The sequence below is a fragment of the Acinetobacter sp. BWR-L5 genome (assembly GCF_039655985.1).
Classification (GTDB): domain Bacteria; phylum Pseudomonadota; class Gammaproteobacteria; order Pseudomonadales; family Moraxellaceae; genus Acinetobacter; species Acinetobacter johnsonii.
In genome coordinates this window covers 58,180-76,293 of record NZ_JAGFEV010000009.1, presented here as the reverse complement: position 1 = coordinate 76,293, position 18,114 = coordinate 58,180, and the positions used below count along the sequence as shown (strand labels likewise).

15 protein-coding genes and 1 tRNA gene are annotated in these 18,114 nt (G+C 39.5%); 4 read left to right on the top strand and 12 right to left on the bottom strand.

What is annotated here, in order from left to right:
• Positions 1-3 precede the first annotated feature (3 nt).
• From JZ787_RS15120 to JZ787_RS15090, 7 genes are all read right to left on the bottom strand, one after another.
• Positions 4-1,026, bottom strand: coding sequence for a TDP-N-acetylfucosamine:lipid II N-acetylfucosaminyltransferase (locus tag JZ787_RS15120; RefSeq protein ID WP_346312735.1), 1,023 nt, complete (start codon positions 1,024-1,026; stop codon positions 4-6).
• Between the two features lie 8 nt (positions 1,027-1,034).
• The gene (gene rfbA / locus JZ787_RS15115) at positions 1,035-1,904 is read right to left on the bottom strand and encodes a glucose-1-phosphate thymidylyltransferase RfbA (protein ID WP_218289230.1); all 870 of its coding nucleotides are present in this window, start codon (positions 1,902-1,904) and stop codon (positions 1,035-1,037) included.
• Entirely contained in the window at positions 1,901-2,962 is a 1,062-nt protein-coding gene (gene rfbB / locus JZ787_RS15110; protein WP_160362233.1) for a dTDP-glucose 4,6-dehydratase, read from the bottom strand. The genes rfbA and rfbB overlap by 4 nt, the downstream gene beginning before the upstream one ends.
• Positions 2,963-3,051: 89 nt before the next feature.
• Positions 3,052-3,822, bottom strand: a complete 771-nt coding sequence (locus JZ787_RS15105) for a glycosyltransferase family 25 protein (protein WP_238893491.1) — start codon at positions 3,820-3,822, stop codon at positions 3,052-3,054.
• Positions 3,823-3,833: 11 nt separating this feature from the next.
• Complete coding sequence (locus tag JZ787_RS15100) at positions 3,834-4,598, bottom strand: glycosyltransferase family 25 protein (RefSeq protein WP_346312762.1); 765 nt, start codon at positions 4,596-4,598, stop codon at positions 3,834-3,836.
• Positions 4,599-4,607: 9 nt separating this feature from the next.
• A complete protein-coding gene (locus JZ787_RS15095; RefSeq protein WP_346312734.1) occupies positions 4,608-5,579 on the bottom strand; it encodes a stealth family protein in 972 nt (323 codons plus the stop codon).
• Positions 5,580-5,616: 37 nt separating this feature from the next.
• On the bottom strand, positions 5,617-6,390 hold the full coding sequence (locus tag JZ787_RS15090) for a glycosyltransferase (RefSeq protein WP_148825491.1): 774 nt from the start codon (positions 6,388-6,390) through the stop codon (positions 5,617-5,619).
• A gap of 182 nt (positions 6,391-6,572) precedes the next feature.
• Between JZ787_RS15090 and JZ787_RS15085 the strand changes: the two genes are divergently transcribed.
• Positions 6,573-7,742 (top strand): nucleotide sugar dehydrogenase, encoded by a 1,170-nt coding sequence (locus JZ787_RS15085; protein ID WP_148825490.1) that lies wholly within the window; start codon positions 6,573-6,575, stop codon positions 7,740-7,742.
• Positions 7,739-8,761 carry an NAD-dependent epimerase gene (locus tag JZ787_RS15080; RefSeq protein WP_346312733.1) on the top strand — a complete coding sequence of 341 codons (1,023 nt, stop codon included), beginning with the start codon at positions 7,739-7,741 and terminating at the stop codon, positions 8,759-8,761. The genes JZ787_RS15085 and JZ787_RS15080 overlap by 4 nt, the downstream gene beginning before the upstream one ends.
• Before the next feature lie 478 nt (positions 8,762-9,239).
• Here JZ787_RS15080 and JZ787_RS15075 read toward each other — a convergent pair whose 3' ends face one another.
• From JZ787_RS15075 to JZ787_RS15055, 5 genes are all read right to left on the bottom strand, one after another.
• A complete protein-coding gene (locus JZ787_RS15075; protein ID WP_346312761.1) occupies positions 9,240-10,115 on the bottom strand; it encodes an ATP-grasp fold amidoligase family protein in 876 nt (291 codons plus the stop codon).
• A gap of 210 nt (positions 10,116-10,325) precedes the next feature.
• Positions 10,326-11,252 carry a branched-chain amino acid transaminase gene (locus JZ787_RS15070; RefSeq protein ID WP_087528050.1) on the bottom strand — a complete coding sequence of 309 codons (927 nt, stop codon included), beginning with the start codon at positions 11,250-11,252 and terminating at the stop codon, positions 10,326-10,328.
• 33 nt (positions 11,253-11,285) lie between these two features.
• Positions 11,286-14,030 carry a bifunctional [glutamate--ammonia ligase]-adenylyl-L-tyrosine phosphorylase/[glutamate--ammonia-ligase] adenylyltransferase gene (gene glnE / locus JZ787_RS15065; protein WP_346312732.1) on the bottom strand — a complete coding sequence of 915 codons (2,745 nt, stop codon included), beginning with the start codon at positions 14,028-14,030 and terminating at the stop codon, positions 11,286-11,288.
• 81 nt (positions 14,031-14,111) lie between these two features.
• Entirely contained in the window at positions 14,112-15,380 is a 1,269-nt protein-coding gene (locus tag JZ787_RS15060) for a HAMP domain-containing sensor histidine kinase (protein WP_346312731.1), read from the bottom strand.
• Between the two features lie 359 nt (positions 15,381-15,739).
• Positions 15,740-15,826: transfer RNA gene (locus tag JZ787_RS15055), tRNA-Leu, on the bottom strand.
• A 184-nt stretch (positions 15,827-16,010) separates the two neighbouring features.
• Between JZ787_RS15055 and queA the strand changes: the two genes are divergently transcribed.
• Complete coding sequence (gene queA / locus JZ787_RS15050) at positions 16,011-17,051, top strand: tRNA preQ1(34) S-adenosylmethionine ribosyltransferase-isomerase QueA (RefSeq protein WP_346312730.1); 1,041 nt, start codon at positions 16,011-16,013, stop codon at positions 17,049-17,051.
• Positions 17,052-17,060: 9 nt separating this feature from the next.
• Entirely contained in the window at positions 17,061-18,089 is a 1,029-nt protein-coding gene (locus JZ787_RS15045; RefSeq protein WP_346312729.1) for a hypothetical protein, read from the top strand.
• Positions 18,090-18,114: the final 25 nt, after the last annotated feature.

The following is an 18,114-nucleotide window of genomic DNA, read 5'->3' as shown; positions in this document are numbered from 1 at the left end:
TTTTTATGACTCCAACAAACTTTTCCATTTATCTTCAAAGTTTTCTTTTGAAAAGTAATTCTTTATATTGATTTCATTTTTAACTAATTTTTCATTATTAGTTAAACTAAATTCTTCAATATCAAAAATATCAACACCCATTTCTTTCAATAGTTTCCACTGCGACGTTCCAGGCCTCAAGTACACTACTTTCCCCATCCCTAAGAGACTAATAGTATTACCCATAGCCTGCTGTCGTTTGTGATTAAAAATAGCAATATCTATATTTTTAAGAAAACACTGATATTTTTCATAGGTCATGAATTCAGTCAAGGGGACAAACTTATGCTCAAATATAGTCTTACCATATTCGATCACCTGTTCTGCATAAGCTTGATTTCCATAAGATAAAGGTACATAAATCTTAATATTTGACTCTTTAAATTTTTCGAGTTGAGCTAAAGCTTCAATGTGCTCATTTGCAGGGTCAGCAGAATTACCCAATAGAATATGGATAACTTCATTATGCTTTTGATCAGAACCGTGACTTAAACTAAAAATATTGCTTAAATAGCCAAGGTTTTCAACATACTTTCCTTTGGCTCCAAATCTTTTTCTCGCATATTCAACATCGCCTGGTAGATATGTGAGCAAATACCCCATATTCTTTATGACATATTTTTTATAATAAGCAGATAGGCCAGAATTTATATGAGTCTCATATAAATCCCCCCCCCACATGAGCCAATAGCATTTCTTTAATAGCCACGGGTTATAAAAAAGAAGTTTTATAACTTTTGAACTAAATAATCCATGTAGTATCACTTTATCAGCGCTATACATTTCTGATAAGAGCTGAAAATAGCTGGTGTTATTAGCTTTTTTTCCTAAAAAAAACACCCCTCTATCTTTTAAAAAACCATAAACACTCTCATCTCCATAAAGATAAAAAACATTACCTTCATGTGAAAATTTTTCCTGTATAAAGTCAATCAAAGGAGGTAAAAACTTATCAGCCATACCGACGTGAATTATTTTTTTTTGCACAGTTTTACCTAATCAACCAATGAGATCAAATACTGACCATAACTATTTTTACTCATAGTATGACCAATTTTTAAAATCTGCTCTTTACTTAACCAACCTTGATTAAATGCAATTTCTTCCAAGCATGCCACTTTATAGCCTTGACGCTTTTCTAAAGTTTCTACAAATTGTGCAGCTTCAAGTAAACTACTATGTGTACCTGTGTCGAGCCATGCAAAGCCACGTCCAAGTAGTTCCACATTTAAATCCCCACGTTCCAAATACATTTGGTTCACGGTGGTAATTTCTAATTCGCCACGCTCTGATGGTTTAACTTGTTTGGCAATTTGAATCACATCATTGTCATAGAAATACAGTCCCGTTACTGCAAAATGAGACTTTGGATGTTGAGGTTTTTCTTCTAGTGAAATTGCGCGTTTCTGATCATCAAACTCAACGACACCAAAGCGTTCTGGGTCTTTTACTTGATACCCAAAAACTGTTGCACCTTTTTCACGCGCAACAGCCTGTTTTAGCATTGGTGTAAAACCTTGACCATAGAAAATATTATCGCCTAGTACTAAACACACATTACTATCACCAATAAACTCTTCACCAATAATAAATGCTTGTGCTAAACCATCTGGACTTGGCTGAATGGCATACTCTAATCGAATACCGAACTGAGCCCCATTGCCTAGTAAGCGTTTAAAACTATCTAAGTCTTCAGGAGTTGTAATGATCAGAACATCCTGAATTCCTGCCAACATCAGTACTGACAATGGATAATAAATCATTGGTTTATCGTAAATAGGCAGTAGCTGTTTCGATACACCTTGGGTAATCGGATACAGTCGTGTACCAGAGCCACCTGCTAAAATAATGCCTTTTGTGTTCATTGAGCATTTACACCTAATCTTTCTCGTTGGTAACTACCATCTTGAACTCGACGGGACCAATCTAAATTATTCAGATACCATTCAACCGTCTTTCGAATTCCAGTTTCAAAGGTTTCTAGAGGTTTCCAGCCTAAATCTTTTTCAATTTTTCCCGCATCTATGGCATAACGCAAATCATGCCCAGGACGATCTTCGACAAATTTAATAAGAGACTCATACTTTTGACCATTGGCTTGAGGCTTTAATTCATCCAAGATATTACAAATCGTTTTTACGACTTCAATATTTTGTTTTTCGTTATGTCCACCAATATTATAGGTTTGCCCTACAGCGCCTGTAGTAACAACTTGATACAGCGCACGTGCATGATCCTCAACAAAAAGCCAATCCCGAATCTGATCACCCTTACCATAAATAGGTAAAGGTTTCATATCTAGAGCATTGAGAATAACTAAAGGGATTAGTTTCTCTGGAAAATGATATGGCCCATAATTATTTGAACAATTGGTCACAATTGTTGGCAAACCATAGGTTCTGTGCCATGCGCGAACCAAATGATCTGAACTTGCCTTACTTGCCGAATATGGTGAACTTGGTGCATATGGTGTTGTTTCTTTAAAAAGGTCCGTCGTTCCCTCTAAATCACCATACACTTCATCGGTTGAAATATGATGAAAGCGAAAAGATTCTTTTACTTCTGCGGTTAGACTTAGCCAATATTTTCGTGCAGCTTCTAATAAACTATAAGTTCCCACAATATTGGTTTGGATAAATGTAGCAGGACCATCAATTGAGCGGTCGACATGCGATTCAGCAGCCAAATGCATCACTACATTCGGTTGAAAGTTTTCAAAGATTTTTTCTAATTCAACCTGATCACAAATATCGGTTTGGAAAAATTGATAGCGTTCACTTTTTTCAATGGATTGAAGTGACTCCAGATTACCTGCATAAGTCAACTTATCGACATTTAAAACATGATGATGGGTGTTTTCAATAATATGACGTATTACTGCTGAACCAATAAATCCAGCGCCGCCAGTTACTAGAATGCGCATTTCAAGCTGTTCCTATCATTTCATCACATTTATATTTTGATTTTTTAAATAAGGTATCAACGTATTCAGTTTAAGTATCAAATCAACTTTTATTTAAACTCAACCCGCTTAGCCACTAACGCATATTTTATTTGTTTCAATATACGTAAAATCTCCAGTCGAACTTTAGCCAAGCCCTTCTTCTTTTGCTTTTTCATTCGAGCTTTACGCTCTGCAAGCAAGTCGCTTGAAAGTGTCGTTTTCTTTTCAGGAAATAACATCATTTCCTGTATACATAAAGCAGGCGTCATCTGATATACGGGATGAAATGTATGACGTATAAATTCATCAAACATCACTTGGTCCAGTGGGATCAATTGAATTTTTTTCACATATTCCAAATATTTTTGAGCACCTTCAAGACTCAGGATATAACCTGCGGTGCCTAAGTTTTTTCCCGTGAGTTGAACAATATGACGCGTGCCATTTGCTATTTCCGACTGGGCATTTCCGAGAAAAACTTGATCTGCAAATGCTTCCGTCTTAATAATGTCCCAATTTGGGTTGATCCAGCCTGCGTTATTTAATAATTCAGCAGCAGCATTACCTAAATACACATCATCTTCAAAAATAGCCAAATGAGGAATGTGCTCATCTACCATTTTTTGCCAAATCGAGACATGACTCATAAAACAAGCCAACTCACCAGGACTTAAAAACTCATCCCGAATATTGAGCTGCATTTTTTCTGCTAAAGGACGTGCTAAATCAGGCGTCAGCGCATCAAAAAACTCAAACCCAACATTCTGTTTGCCGAATTCTCGCACGATATGCTCACGACGCGCAGCCGCTGTTTTTAAGCTAATGACTATATTTTTCATATCGATACTACTTATTTCGATGCAACCAAATGCTTTACAGCATAAAACTTATCACGCCACATCCGCTTTTGTTTTTTGATGCCGTGAGAAAGACTCCGCCCTTCTTTTTCTTTACGAGAAATACCTTGTGCTGCCACGGTGCCCAAGATATCACTATCCAAGCCAGCAGGTTTCACTAAAGCAGGCCACACGCCTAAACCCTTCCCATTTTTACTGAGCCATGTTTGAAAGAAAATATCGACAGGCATGGTCATTTTTCTCCCAGCTTGCATAAATGCTTCTGCACCTTGACGTGACCACACCAAACCTAAACCACGAATAGGAAAATAAAAAGCATGCCACAAACTCATACCATCAACATTCGTAATATCTTTAGCTAGCTTTTTCTTTTTGGTTGCAATGTTAATCAAGTACCAATCCAGCTCTTTATGCTGATCTAGATACTCAATCACGCCATCAAGCTTGTTTTTAAAGTCTTGGTTGATTTTCATATCGTCTTCAAGCACCACCAAATAATCAGCATCTGTACTTAAAAATTTTTCCGCGCAGCCATAATGACTTAAATAGCAGCCCAATTCCGAATTCATCAGTTTACGGCCAAGTACGTCGTTCGCCCCTTGATCATCGTAGTTTGCAAATTCAGTTAACTCTTTACCACGACCATCGACTGCAGAAAAGCGTTCAAAAGGCCAGTTGACTTGATTCAGCTGCTGAGTTGCTCTTTCAAGTCGTTCCTGACTGCCGTCCAAATTAATCAAATAAGTAACAACTTTCATCATGAACCTTTAAACTAAAACTGAATGGGGCAAATAGCCTGCTAATTTTTCCTGCATAGCCATACTGATTTTCTTTGCAGCATCACTATCAAGCTGATCCAAACTCTGTATGCAGCCATACTTAATCTCAGGATTATGTAGGGCTTGTATAAAACTATTCAAACTGTCCTGATTTTTAAGATAGGCCAACTCGAGATCAGGCTTTAACTCAGCCTGCTGTTTTTGAATCTTAATGTGGTTCATTAATGAAATCGGATTCAACTGCTCTACACTACGAAATTTAAACTTGATCTGTGTTTCTAAAAGCTGTGGATGCTCAAGCAAATACTCTTTTAATGCATGACGATCTACAATATGTGGATAATGATGGATTTCAAAAAATTTATTGAATCCCAAAACATCCGCACCAAGCATCTGCGCAATCATATGTTTCGGCTGAATTGGCTTTCCAAATTGGCGACTCATCAGCTGACGATATTTGAGCTTTACCTTGAGTGCAAAACTATTCTGCCAATGGCCATAGATCACCAAGTTTTCCGCTTTTAAAAAGTCTTCGACTTGTGCAGGCACATTAAAAAAGAAATCATCATTTAGATAAATAAAATAATCTGATAAGCCTTCAATATTCCAAAGCATACTTTCAATGGAACGGGTATTGAAGGTCGGTAAATGCTCTTCAAAACCTCTAAAAATTTCTCGGTGATCAACCACACGAATTTTATCGGCAGCACACAAACCTTGCGCTGCAAATTCATCGATAAACTCAGGACGCTGACTATCTGCCACCACATAGATATGTCGACAGAACGGTACATATTTCAAAATGGAAGCGATGTTATAATAAATTTCGTTATTACTGGCAAAGCGCGTCGCACTGACTGCGTCAGATGCATCTTCACCAGTCAGATATTTATGACGTTTCTTTTTTAATTCAAGATCATTGCCATCTACCCAGGCAATCACGATATCAATATTTTGCATTCACTTGATCACTTCAAAATCTGAGTCTAATAGGCATTTATTGCCAAGCATCCTTAATCCACTGTGATGGCAATACATAACGATACCATTTTCCACCACCACCATTAATAGCATCAGGTGGATTGATTTCACCATGGAAAATAATGACCTTAACCCCTTCAGGTTTTACAGGGGGTTTAAAGTATGCCAACGGAATTTTTTGCAAACAGTGATATTTGTAACTCTTACACCAACTATCAGGCCAGTAAGAAAGTTTTTTCTCTTGATCGACATACCAAGACAAATAAGCTTGCTCATTGCGGAATTTTTGACGAATTTCATCAAAATGCTCCCGAAAATAAGGCATCAGTCCAGGGAAAGCACCCAGTTTAAAACGGTAAACCGAGCTGTTGCCTGTAATCCGCCAAGGACGTTTCCAGTCATGAATAATTAGGAAGTCCCCAGGATGGGTAAAGAAACTGTCAATATTGTCAACAATCACCACATCCAAATCTAAAAAGAGCGCATTACCTTGTAAACCGTACAAGTCTGGCTCGAATGTAGACAATTTATTCCAACCTCGTTCAGGACTTCCCTCTGGAAGCGCTAAAGGTGGAATGGGAAAACAATCAACTGCAGGATCGATCCCTTCGGTGCGGTCTGTTAGACAAACCATTTTAAAATCAACCGTGGTGTGACGCTTCACCATGTTATATAAACGATTGACGTACTCGGCCCCATATTTGGTGCCCCATTTCATGCATAACACAATATTTTGATCTGTCTGTGTTTCAGCCTGTTTTGACAACGAGTCGTTTACGTTTTCCAGCATGTTCTATCATCCACCAGCATTCTGCGTTGTATCATAACATTTCTTGCAATAAGTTAGTGTATGGCTTTTTCAAAGCCCTCATAATACTCAAAAATAGTTTGTGCTATGATACGGAGTCGCTTAGATAAATCCTTTACAGGGTTCACTTAGCTCTCATATGAAGAATATATAATCAGGTTGATATGAAAATAGCAGTTGCAGGCACAGGTTACGTCGGCCTTTCTAATGCCATGATCTTCTCACAACACCATGAAGTGATTGCACTAGACATCATCGACACGAAAGTTGACATGTTGAATCAAAAAATCTCCCCGATTCAAGACACAGATATATCAACATTTTTAAGCGAGAAACCGCTCAATTTTCGTGCCACAACTGACAAATATGAAGCCTATCGAGGCGCTGATTTTGTCATCATTGCAACACCCACCGACTATGATGTGCAAACTAATTATTTCAACACGCAGAGTGTGGAAAGTGTTATTCGAGATGTCGTCGAGATTAATCCTCAGGCAACGATGATTATCAAATCAACCGTGCCAGTGGGCTTTACGCAAAAAGTCAAAAGCCAGTACAACACTGACAATGTGATCTTCTCCCCAGAGTTTTTACGTGAAGGCAAGGCTCTGCATGACAACCTTTATCCCTCTCGGATTATTGTTGGTGAAAAGTCAGAACGTGCTCAATTGTTTGCAGATATGCTGATCGAAGGTGCAATCAAAAAAGACAGTCCTGTATTGTTTACTGACTCAACTGAAGCCGAAGCGATCAAGTTATTTGCCAACACCTATCTCGCGATGCGTGTCGCTTACTTTAATGAACTTGATACTTATGCCCAGTCTTTCGGTCTAGACACTCGTCAAATTATTGAAGGCGTATGTTTAGATCAACGCATTGGCAATCATTATAACAACCCATCGTTTGGCTATGGTGGCTATTGTCTACCAAAGGATACAAAACAACTTCTTGCCAACTACAATCAAGTGCCAAGTAACCTGATTCAGGCTATTGTAGATTCTAACAGTACCCGTAAAGACTTTATTGCAGACTCTATCATTGCAAAAAATCCCAATACTGTCGGTATTTATCGTTTAGTAATGAAAAGCGGCTCCGATAACTTCCGTGCCTCCGCAATTCAAGGCGTCATGAAACGCATCAAAGCAAAAGGCATTGATGTGATTGTTTATGAACCAACCTTAAATGAAGATGAATTTTTCAAATCCAAAGTCATTAATGATTTAGAACAATTTAAACAACAAAGTGATGTCATCATCGCCAATCGCAAGTCGCAAGATTTAAGTGATGTTGAGGATAAAATCTATACCCGGGATATTTTTGGAGGCGATGAATGAACGTTTTAGTAACAGGCGCAGCAGGCTTTATCGGCTTTCATGTCTCTAAAAAACTACTCGAGCGTGGTGATACTGTTGTCGGTTTTGACAATATGAATGATTATTATGATCCTGCTTTAAAGCAAGCACGTATCGACTTATTACATCAAACTGCTCAGCAAAGTGCTGGCCAATTTGACTTCATTCAAGCCAATCTTGCCGATAAAACAGCAGTTGATCAATGCTTTCAACAACACCAGTTTGACCGTGTGATTCACTTGGCTGCACAAGCAGGCGTGCGCTACTCACTTGAGAATCCAATGAGTTATGTAGAAAGTAATATTATTGGCTTTACCAATATTATTGAAGCTTGCCGCTATGCGAAAACACCACATCTGACCTATGCCAGCACCAGCAGCGTATACGGTGCAAATACCACCATGCCTTTTAGTGAGCAGCATGGTGTCAATCATCCTGTCCAATTTTACGCAGCAACAAAACGTGCGAATGAATTAATGGCCCACAGCTATAGTCACTTATTTCAATTGCCAACCACAGGCTTACGCTTCTTTACGGTTTATGGACCTTGGGGGCGCCCTGACATGGCTCCCTTCAAATTCACTAAAAATATTATTGAAGGTAAAACAATCCAAGTATTCAATCATGGCAACCATAGCCGAGACTTTACTTTTATTTCAGATATTGTCGAAGGTGTGATTCGTTCAAGCGATCAAATTGTACAAGCCAACCCAAATTGGGACAGCAATCACCCAGATCCATCGACCAGCAATGCGCCCTTCCGTATTTTTAATATTGGTAATAATAACCCTGTTAAGCTAATAGACTTTATAAGTGCAATTGAAAAATCTACTGGTAAAAAGGCCATCACGGAATTACTCCCTCTTCAGGCAGGCGACGTGGCTGATACTTTGGCAGATAGCAGTGCTTTAGAAAAAAGTGTGGGGTATAAACCATCTGTTTCAGTTGAAGATGGTGTGAAACAATTTGTAGATTGGTATCGCGACTTTTATCAGGTTTAAATAAAAGCCACTCGCTAATTAAACTAATCTAAAATAAAAACCCTAATTACTGTGTAATTAGGGTTTTTAAATACAGATGTATTTAAATTAAATTGTAGATCGTTACACCATAAAATTTTTCTTACTAAATCACCATCCACCACAAATCTGTCTCCTATACCTATACAAATTCTTTGAGGTAGAAAAAACCTATCCTTCGCTTGAATATCCTCAACTAAATAAACGAAGCTTATTTTTAAATAGCAACATCTTAGCAATAGGATAACTTTTACTTATACTCGCTGAGGTTAATGAAAATGGCTTTTATTAAAAATTACAGTATCAAAAAACCATTAAGCTTATACAAAATATTGGCTTAAATTACTCAAGAGAAATACCAAATTAAACACCACCAGAGCCATCATAAATAATCCCATGATGACTCTACCTTTATAAAAATAATTTATTTTTCTTTTTACATATATTTATCAATATATGATTAAGAACGCCATAATTCTCCAAGTTTTACATCCCACTCAACAGGAGAAATAACCATACGTCCTGCATTTGGGGTCAATGTAATTTCACTAAACAGCACTTCATCTTGTGACAGTAGGAAGTCAATTCGGCTATAACCATATTCCAGACATAACTGCTCAGACAGCTCAACCATTTTATACATCTTGCACGGTTCTATCACCGCTTCTGGCGTATTCTCTTTGCAATCTACGGTAAAAGGCTGTAGCACCCAAGAGGTATCATAAATATTTGAATACTCTGTACCATCACTCCCTTGGACATCGACTTCAATATACTTAGGCTGCCCTTCAAAACAGTGAACACGACATGTTGTAATGGTGGCATTCGTGTTAGCATCACGATATAAGTCAACATAATGCTCTGCCAAGATGAGCGGCGAAATATTTTTATAGTGCCACTCTCGCTTGCGGTAGTACATATTCATTTTTAAACTGTTATTTAGTTTACTTTCCGCTCTATTAACATCAAATGTACCTTTATCGCGACAAACAATAGCGCTTCCACTGTCGTGGGTACATTTCAAAACAAACTGGCTTGGAAATTGATCAAAATCAATATTCTTAAAGTCACAATATGTGCCTATAAGTGGGACCAGATGTTTTTCTCCAATCCGATCTATAATCAACTCTCTTACTGCCGATTTATCAGCTAATTTGGTATGTAATGCACTCCTTTCAAAAATCATTCGTGCAGTAACTTTCTCATTAAAACTTTCAGGTTGATTAAAATTTGGCATATACCCTAATTTATTAATGAACCTCTTTTTTAAATATCTCTCATCAGAAACAAACAATGTTCTAAATACTTTTGCTTTATATATAAGACTGTTAATCATGGGTAAAATTTTTAAATACATCTCATTTTTACCAAATAATAACAAATTAAATTATATTATGTATGCTTTAAGAATATTATTTTTACTAAAAGTTCAAAAATCTTCGATCCCTTATAAACAATTAAATGCTATAAAATATAATCCATATATCTTTTTAAATAATGAAAAACAAAAAAGGGCTCCAAAGAGCCCTTTTTTTCATCGAACCACTTATTTTACATAAGTTAGCCAGTGTGCATATTTCGGGTCTTTACCCTGTACTGCATTAAAGAATGTGGTTTGAATTTGTTCAGTGATTGGACCACGCGTGCCGGAACCGATTTCACGGTCATCATATTCACGAATAGGCGTCACTTCAGCAGCAGTACCTGTAAAGAATGCTTCATCTGCAATGTAGAATTCATCACGCGTAATACGACGCTCAACCACGTCATATCCTAGGTCTTTTGCAATCGTAATAATGGTTTGACGCGTAATACCATCAAGCGCACCACCCGCGATATCTGGCGTATGTAATACACCATCTTTCACCAAGAATACGTTTTCGCCAGAACCTTGGCATACATAACCTTGAGGGTCGAGCAACATTGCTTCGTCATAACCTGAGTGCGCTACTTCTTGGTGAGCCAAAATCGACAAAGTATAGTTACCTGATGCTTTCGCTTTACACATCGTCACGTTTGGATGGTGATGGGTAAATGATGAAGTTTTCACACGAATACCTTTCGCCATTGCTTCATCACCAAGGTACGCACCCCAGCTCCACGCAGCAACCACCGCATGAATCGTATTGTCCGTTGCAGCAATACCTAATTTTTCAGAACCAATAAAAATAATTGGACGTAAGTAGCAAGACGCTAATTTATTTTCACGAACCACATCAATTTGAGCTTGCTCTAGTGTTGCTTGATCAAACGGGACTTTCATTTGATAAATTTTTGCAGAGTTCAATAAACGCTTAGTGTGTTCTTTTAGACGGAAAATAGCCGTGCCATTCGGTGTTTCATAGGCACGGACACCTTCAAACACACCCATGCTGTAGTGCAAGGTATGTGTTAATACGTGAGTTTTTGCCTCACGCCAGTCAACCAATTGTCCATCTTGCCAAATAAAACCATCACGATCAGCCAAATTCATGACACACACTCCAAATTTATATACACAGTCATGTTACCCAATGCTCACGATTGAGCTTGGATCAATTAATCTTTGCCATAATTTGCAAACGATCACTCGGGTATCGCGCCAGTCCGCAGCATTTACTTGCATGGATTGATTCGCAAGGGCTAAACGGTGGCTCTCGGCTCGTTCACTGAGATAAGCTTGAATCAATGCAGTCGCATCGTCACTGGATAAGCAACTGGCTTTTGCGGCGTCTTCAAGGATTCGTACATTGTCGGAATAATGGGCAAGATCTGGATGAGATCCGCTCCATGCCAACACAGCATACTGTGCCATAAATTCGATATCGACGATACCACCTGCGTCTTGTTTTAAATGAAAAATTCCATCTTTTTGTTGTTCTTTAGAAGAACCCAAATGGTCTTTCATTTTTTGACGCATCTTCAGCACTTCTGCGCGTACATTTTCTTCATCACGTGGCTGCGTCAAAATCCGACAGCGCAATGCTTCAAACTTATCACGCAAACTTGGCTCACCCGCAATCGAACGAGCACGTACCAATGCTTGATGCTCCCAGACCCATGCATTTTTCAACTGATATTGTTCAAAGGCTTTTAAACTGGTAACCAAGACCCCTGCTTCACCCGATGGGCGTAAGCGCGTATCAATTTCATAAACCCGTCCATCAAGGGTCTGTGTGGTCATCAACGACATAAATTTCTGTGCCACACGCATTGCAAACTCAAATCCACTGATCGACTTCAGTCCATCGGTATCGGCTTGCTCATCCATATAATGAATAAAGACCAGATCTAAGTCCGAGCCATAACCCAGCTCAATCCCACCAACCTTGCCATAACCCACCACAGCAAATGCCAAATGATCGATCGAACAGCGCTGTCCTTCAACATCGAGCGGATAACCATGTTTCTTTGCCGTCATTTGATAGGCTAAATTTAAAGTTGTACTGACCGAAACTTCTGCAATATCGGTCAAAGCATCGGATACTTTCATCAACGGACTTTCAGCCAAGACATCACTGGCTGCAACCGCCAATACATTGGATTTTTTAAATAGGCGCAGCACACGCATCAAATCTTCAACGTCATCAAGCTCAATGCGAAGCAACTGTTGACGCAACGAATCTTCCAAGTCTTGACGGCGTGGCAACTCAAAGTCCATGGACAAAAATTCATCCAAGAGTACTGGATAATGGGTTAATTCTTCACAAATCCATGGACTTACGGTTGCCATTTTCACTAAGCGCTGTAAAGCCCCTTTACTCTCAATCAACATGACCAAATATACGGTGCGTCGCATCACCGACTCAACCAAGGGCATGAGGCGAAGCAGCGCGGCTTGCGGCTTATCTGACTGTAAAATCGCTTCAATCAAATGCGGCCAAAACATTTTTAAACGCTGCACCGCTTTTGCAGGCAGCTTTTTTAGCGCATGACCATTCCAAAATTCATGAATGAGGTTTTTTGCATTCGCATCCAACACCTCATTTAACCGCGCTTCTAACTGACTAAAACTTTCTACGAAAGGGTCATGCTCTTTTTCTTTAATTAAATGCTCAAACTGGTAAATAACTTTGGCGCGCTTTTGGTTTAAGTACTCAATAAATGCATCCCAACTGACAAAACCCAAGGTGTCAATCATCCTTTGTCTGAGTTCTGGTTCTGTTGGCAAAGACTGGGTTTGTTGATCATTTAGAGCTTGAATGGCATGTTCTACACGGCGCAGAAATAAGTAGGCATCTTCCAGCTCACTGACCGCTTGACCATCCAGTAAACCCACTTCACCCAAATGATGTAAGCTCACTAAACATTGACGGTCTTGTAATTCTAATTTTGCCCCACCATAAATCAGCTGAAAAACTTGCACAATAAATTCGACTTCACGAATACCGCCCGCACCCAGCTTAATATCATCTTCGATATTGCGGCGTAATACCTCACGCTCAATCATGGCTTTCATTTCGCGCATGGCTTCAAAAGCGGTGTAATCGACATACTTACGGAACACGAAAGGACGAGTCATGTCCAACAACTCATCCCCCTCTTTGCCCCCTGTCAGAATCCGCGCCTTAATCCACGCATAGCGCTCCCACTCGCGCCCATGCTGGCTTAAATACTTCTCCAGCGCCGCATGACTAATAGCCAATGCAGAACCATCACCCCAAGGACGTAAGCGCATATCCACACGGAAGACAAAACCATCAGCCGTGATATGGTCCAACAAGTAAATGAGCTTCTGACCCCACAAAATGCAAAACTGTTGTACATCAATGCATTTACGACCATTGGTTTCACCTTGCTCATCAAAAGCAAAAATCAAGTCGATATCACTGGACAGGTTCAACTCTTGTGCACCGAGCTTCCCCATCGCAACCACAATTAAATCTTGAATTTTATGGTTATAGCCCACAGGCTGACCATGTTTAGCCACCAATGGCGCCAAGGCAAATGCTTTTGCCACACAAATGGCCGCATCGGCAAAATCAGATAGCTCCCGCGTTAGCGTCATCACATCGATCAGTTGATTGGCATCCTGCCAAATCCAGCGAAACATTAAACGCGCACGTAAAATTCGGATGGTGCGCATCCATGTGGTTTCATCACTGATTTCTTTTAAACTGTTTTGAACGACATCGAAAATTTGTTCGGTGGTCAATGGCTGAGAAAATTGATCAATTGCATAATCTTGTTCAAGATAAACCTGATGTATAGATAGGACTTGTTCCGCATATTGACTTGCGCGCAATGTCTTTTGCAATTGCTCAGCATTCATGATCGACTCTTTCGGATTGTTTTGGTTATTTATAACAGCAGATCATGAGATTAGGCGAATTATTTTATAAGAAAAGTATGATTATTCACTAAATTCTTGCTGGGATGTCTCGAGTGACAATGCTTGATGTGCGCTGTTCGAACGTGGCAGGCTGACGATAAAAGTTGAACCGACGCCTTCTTTCGATGTGACTGAAATTTCACCTTTATTTAAGTCAACAAAACGCTTACACAACACCAGACCTAGACCCGTACCTTTCTCCCCTGCTGTCCCCTTAAAACTAACGGTTAGTTTCGGTTCAAACAACGATTCGATTTGCCCCAATGTCATACCTAGACCCGTATCTTGAATGTAGATATCGATAAAATCATCACGTTGTTTGGCATCAATCGTCACAACACCTTCGCCATGCATATGGGTAAATTTCAGCGCATTTGAGACCAAGTTTTGGATCACCGAGGTCACCATATTGATATCTGCAAAAATTTTTAAATCATCGGGTACACGGTCAATCAGTTGAATATTTTTATTGATAGCCAACGCATGCAACACATCAAAAACAATTTGAGAGGACTGCTTAAGCTTGTAATGGATGGGGTGATAAACAAAGCGCCCGCCTTCTGCCATCGCCCAATTCAATAAACTCTCTAACAAGCTATAAGTCGATTGTGCAGTATCATGCAAATAATCTGCAATGCTTTGCACACCAGACTCATCCAAACTTTTGCGCTCTTCAGCCAACACTTCTGAGAAACCAATTAAGCCATGAAAAGGGGCTCTTAAATCATGTGCAATAATTTGGAAAAATTTGGTTTTACTGACATTCATGGCCACCTGTTGTTCATACAACTCTTTGAGCTCCGCATTTTCCATGCGCAAATGCAGCAGATTAAGAAATCCGGATGCTAGTTCATAGACATTTTCTACAGCATCCTGCGTAAAAGCGTCCAACTGTTCATCAAAGAAAATCACTTGCCCTACAGATTTATCCGATGCCTTTAAATCCAATGCGATGATCCGCTGATGTTTAAACCCTAAAGCACTCACCTGCTGAGAAAGATGATGATAATGGCGATGCAGGGCATCAATCGTGCTATCACCTTCAAAATGAGTAGCAAAATTGGCTTCAGCGGGTAACTGAAAAGCATTGAATGCATGTTTTCCCGCATACCAACTATAAGGTTCATTGCTAAACGTTAAAATTGCGGCATGTGCACCTAAAATTTTTCGCGAAAATTTGAGAAAACTCTTAATTTTATTGTCATTACTGTTCACGCCCAATAACAAAGCTAAGTGACAAGCACTTAACTGTTCTGTATCAGACCCGACATCTAGCAATTGAATACCCATTTCTGCCTCATCTTTTGTGATTTTTTCGGCACAAACCTATTATTTACTTCTATTTATTAGCAAATTTTCAACATTAAAACAATATAAAAATACAACAATACAAGCGTGGCATTTAACAAAAAAATCAATTACGTCAGACTTTTATTTTGTGACTGCTTTTGCTTTTTGAAAAATCTTTATTTATCAGAAGGATTAAAACAAAATTTTGAGTCCATCATATGAGGAAACAATCAATCAAACCCACACCAAACATTCAATTGCTTTAAGCCATCTGTAATGTTTTACAGTGATTTAATTCAAATCTTAAATTCCAGGCAATAAAAAACCCAAGACTGAATATGCTTGGGTTTTTAATATCTTGGTCCCGAGGGTCGGACTCGAACCGACACGTCATCTCTGACAGCGGATTTTGAGTCCGCCGCGTCTACCAATTTCACCACCTCGGGAAGGTGTTGATGCGTATATTAAACTTTTTGAAAAACTTGTCAACGCAAGTTGGTAATGATTGGCTATTTTTAAGTCATATTTGATTTTTTAGCTTTATATTTGTGCAATTTCAGCGTTTTTCTGCAAAAACGCATATACTAAGCACAATTTTGACCTCCCTTATTTTGACGCTGTTTTCCCATCATGCAACTTTCTGATTTTAATTTCGACCTCCCCGATGAACTCATTGCCCGTTATCCTTTAGACACGCGCAGTGCTTCTCGACTGTTACACCTCGATGCTCAAGGTCAGCATCATGACTTTCAATTCACCGACATTTTAGATTTGCTCGATGCAGGTGATTTACTGGTCTTAAATGACACCAAAGTGATGAAAGCACGTCTCAAAGGCAAACGTGCCAGCGGTGGAGCTGTCGAGGTTCTGGTAGAACGCATGCAAGATACATTTATTGCACACTGCCACATCAAAGCCAGTAACACACCCAAAGCGGGTGCTGAGCTCTTTATTGGCCCAGATGCCGTTAAAGTCACGGTGTTAGGTCGTCATGAAAATTTATTTATTGTGGAGTTTTCCCAGCCAATTTTAACGGTGCTGGATTTATACGGACAACTTCCGATCCCTCCTTACTTCAACCGTGAAGCTGAAGCCATTGATACCGAGCGTTATCAAACAGTATTTAATGATCCAACCAAGTTAGCCAGTGTCGCTGCACCTACCGCAAGCTTACACTTCGACCAAAAGCTGTTGGATCAACTCGAAGCCAAAGGTATTCAAAAAACCTTTGTCACTTTACATGTGGGTGCTGGTACCTTTCTGCCTGTACGTACCGATGACATTGCCAATCACATTATGCACAGTGAATGGTGTGATGTTCCAGAGCACGCCGTTGAGCTGATTCGCCAAACCAAAGCTCGTGGCAACAAAGTCATTTCTGTTGGAACAACCGCCACCCGTGCCGTAGAAAGTGCAGCGCAGGCACATGATGGTGAACTCAAAGCATGGACGGGAGATACTCAAATTTTTATCTATCCAGGTTATGAGTTCAAAGTGGTGGATCGTCTTATCACCAACTTCCATCTGCCTGAATCGACCCTCTTGATGTTGGTTTCAGCGTTGTCAAATCGTGATAATATTTTGGCAGCTTATCAACATGCGGTAGCCAACCAGTATCGTTTCTTTAGTTATGGCGATGCCATGTTAGTCGACCAACTTCAACCCAAATAAGAACCTCACATGCCTATCGATACGATTAAACATTCCATTCATATTCGACGTAAAAAGAATAAAGTTGTATTTGATAATATCGACAGGCTTTGGGACATCGGCCGAGGGGCCGATTCGGCACAAGACATTCTTGACCGACTGCATCCTTGGAATGCCCCGATTACCCTGAAATTTGAAAATGTGCTGCCTATTCTACTTGGAATCGTCGGCATTTTTTTTATTGTACCTGTGTTCTTTGTCGGAGAGCACATTTGGACCTTATTCAGCTTTTTATTCGGCTTAGGCTGTCTACTTTGGGCCTATTTAAGTTATGAGCAAGATGATCCTCTTGAAGAGGTCACCGACTATCTCGAAAAACAAATTATTCATAAAAAATACCAGCTCAACGAGTTTAGCCCTCCGCAGCATATGGGCGTGGCCCTACAACCTGCATTTTTTATTGCCCATTTAAAGCTGCTGTTTCCAATTTTTAATCAAGGCACCATCAGCAACGATATTCCTTACTACGCCAGTACCACTTGGCAGGATGAAGCAGGACAACAACATCAGGTTTTGTTGTTTCAATATCATTTTGTTGATGAAATTCGCCTACGTGATAAAGATGGCAATGAGCTAAAAGTGAAAGAAGTGGATAAAGACTTATGGGGATGTTTTGTCTTTGAGGTACCCACGCAAGGACTCGCGATTACCGCACACAATAAAAAATTTTATTATCCTTATAGTTTTCCATGGCATAGCAGTGATATTCAGATTAACCAGAAACTCAAATTTTTTGGTACTGACCAGATGCAGATGGCCAAACTTCTCTCCCCTGCATTTGTGCTGCGTACTGCCGATTTTTTCCGTTCTCGTGAAGGAGATTTACTTTTTCATCCTGAAAAAAATATCTTGTGCTATATCAGCCCACAAAACCTGTTTGAAATATCCAGCAAAGCAAAAAAAATCAATGACATTTCGACATTGCGTGGACACTTACGCACTTTTAAATTACCTTATCTAGAGCGCTTAGAATCTGATCTAACGCAATTTTTAAAATAATGACATTTTGCCGTTTGAGGACTGT

What these genes read in the sequence shown, in the direction of transcription:
- rfbA (WP_218289230.1), bottom strand. Translation starts at nt 1,904, where the DNA reads ATGAACACAAAAGGCATTATTTTAGCAGGTGGCTCTGGTACACGACTG.
- rfbB (WP_160362233.1), bottom strand. Translation starts at nt 2,962, where the DNA reads ATGCGCATTCTAGTAACTGGCGGCGCTGGATTTATTGGTTCAGCAGTA.
- JZ787_RS15105 (WP_238893491.1), bottom strand. Translation starts at nt 3,822, where the DNA reads ATGAAAAATATAGTCATTAGCTTAAAAACAGCGGCTGCGCGTCGTGAG.
- JZ787_RS15100 (WP_346312762.1), bottom strand. Translation starts at nt 4,598, where the DNA reads ATGAAAGTTGTTACTTATTTGATTAATTTGGACGGCAGTCAGGAACGA.
- JZ787_RS15095 (WP_346312734.1), bottom strand. Translation starts at nt 5,579, where the DNA reads ATGCAAAATATTGATATCGTGATTGCCTGGGTAGATGGCAATGATCTT.
- JZ787_RS15090 (WP_148825491.1), bottom strand. Translation starts at nt 6,390, where the DNA reads ATGCTGGAAAACGTAAACGACTCGTTGTCAAAACAGGCTGAAACACAG.
- JZ787_RS15085 (WP_148825490.1), top strand. Translation starts at nt 6,573, where the DNA reads ATGAAAATAGCAGTTGCAGGCACAGGTTACGTCGGCCTTTCTAATGCC.
- JZ787_RS15080 (WP_346312733.1), top strand. Translation starts at nt 7,739, where the DNA reads ATGAACGTTTTAGTAACAGGCGCAGCAGGCTTTATCGGCTTTCATGTC.
- JZ787_RS15075 (WP_346312761.1), bottom strand. Translation starts at nt 10,115, where the DNA reads ATGATTAACAGTCTTATATATAAAGCAAAAGTATTTAGAACATTGTTT.
- JZ787_RS15070 (WP_087528050.1), bottom strand. Translation starts at nt 11,252, where the DNA reads ATGAATTTGGCTGATCGTGATGGTTTTATTTGGCAAGATGGACAATTG.
- glnE (WP_346312732.1), bottom strand. Translation starts at nt 14,030, where the DNA reads ATGAATGCTGAGCAATTGCAAAAGACATTGCGCGCAAGTCAATATGCG.
- JZ787_RS15060 (WP_346312731.1), bottom strand. Translation starts at nt 15,380, where the DNA reads ATGGGTATTCAATTGCTAGATGTCGGGTCTGATACAGAACAGTTAAGT.
- queA (WP_346312730.1), top strand. Translation starts at nt 16,011, where the DNA reads ATGCAACTTTCTGATTTTAATTTCGACCTCCCCGATGAACTCATTGCC.
- JZ787_RS15045 (WP_346312729.1), top strand. Translation starts at nt 17,061, where the DNA reads ATGCCTATCGATACGATTAAACATTCCATTCATATTCGACGTAAAAAG.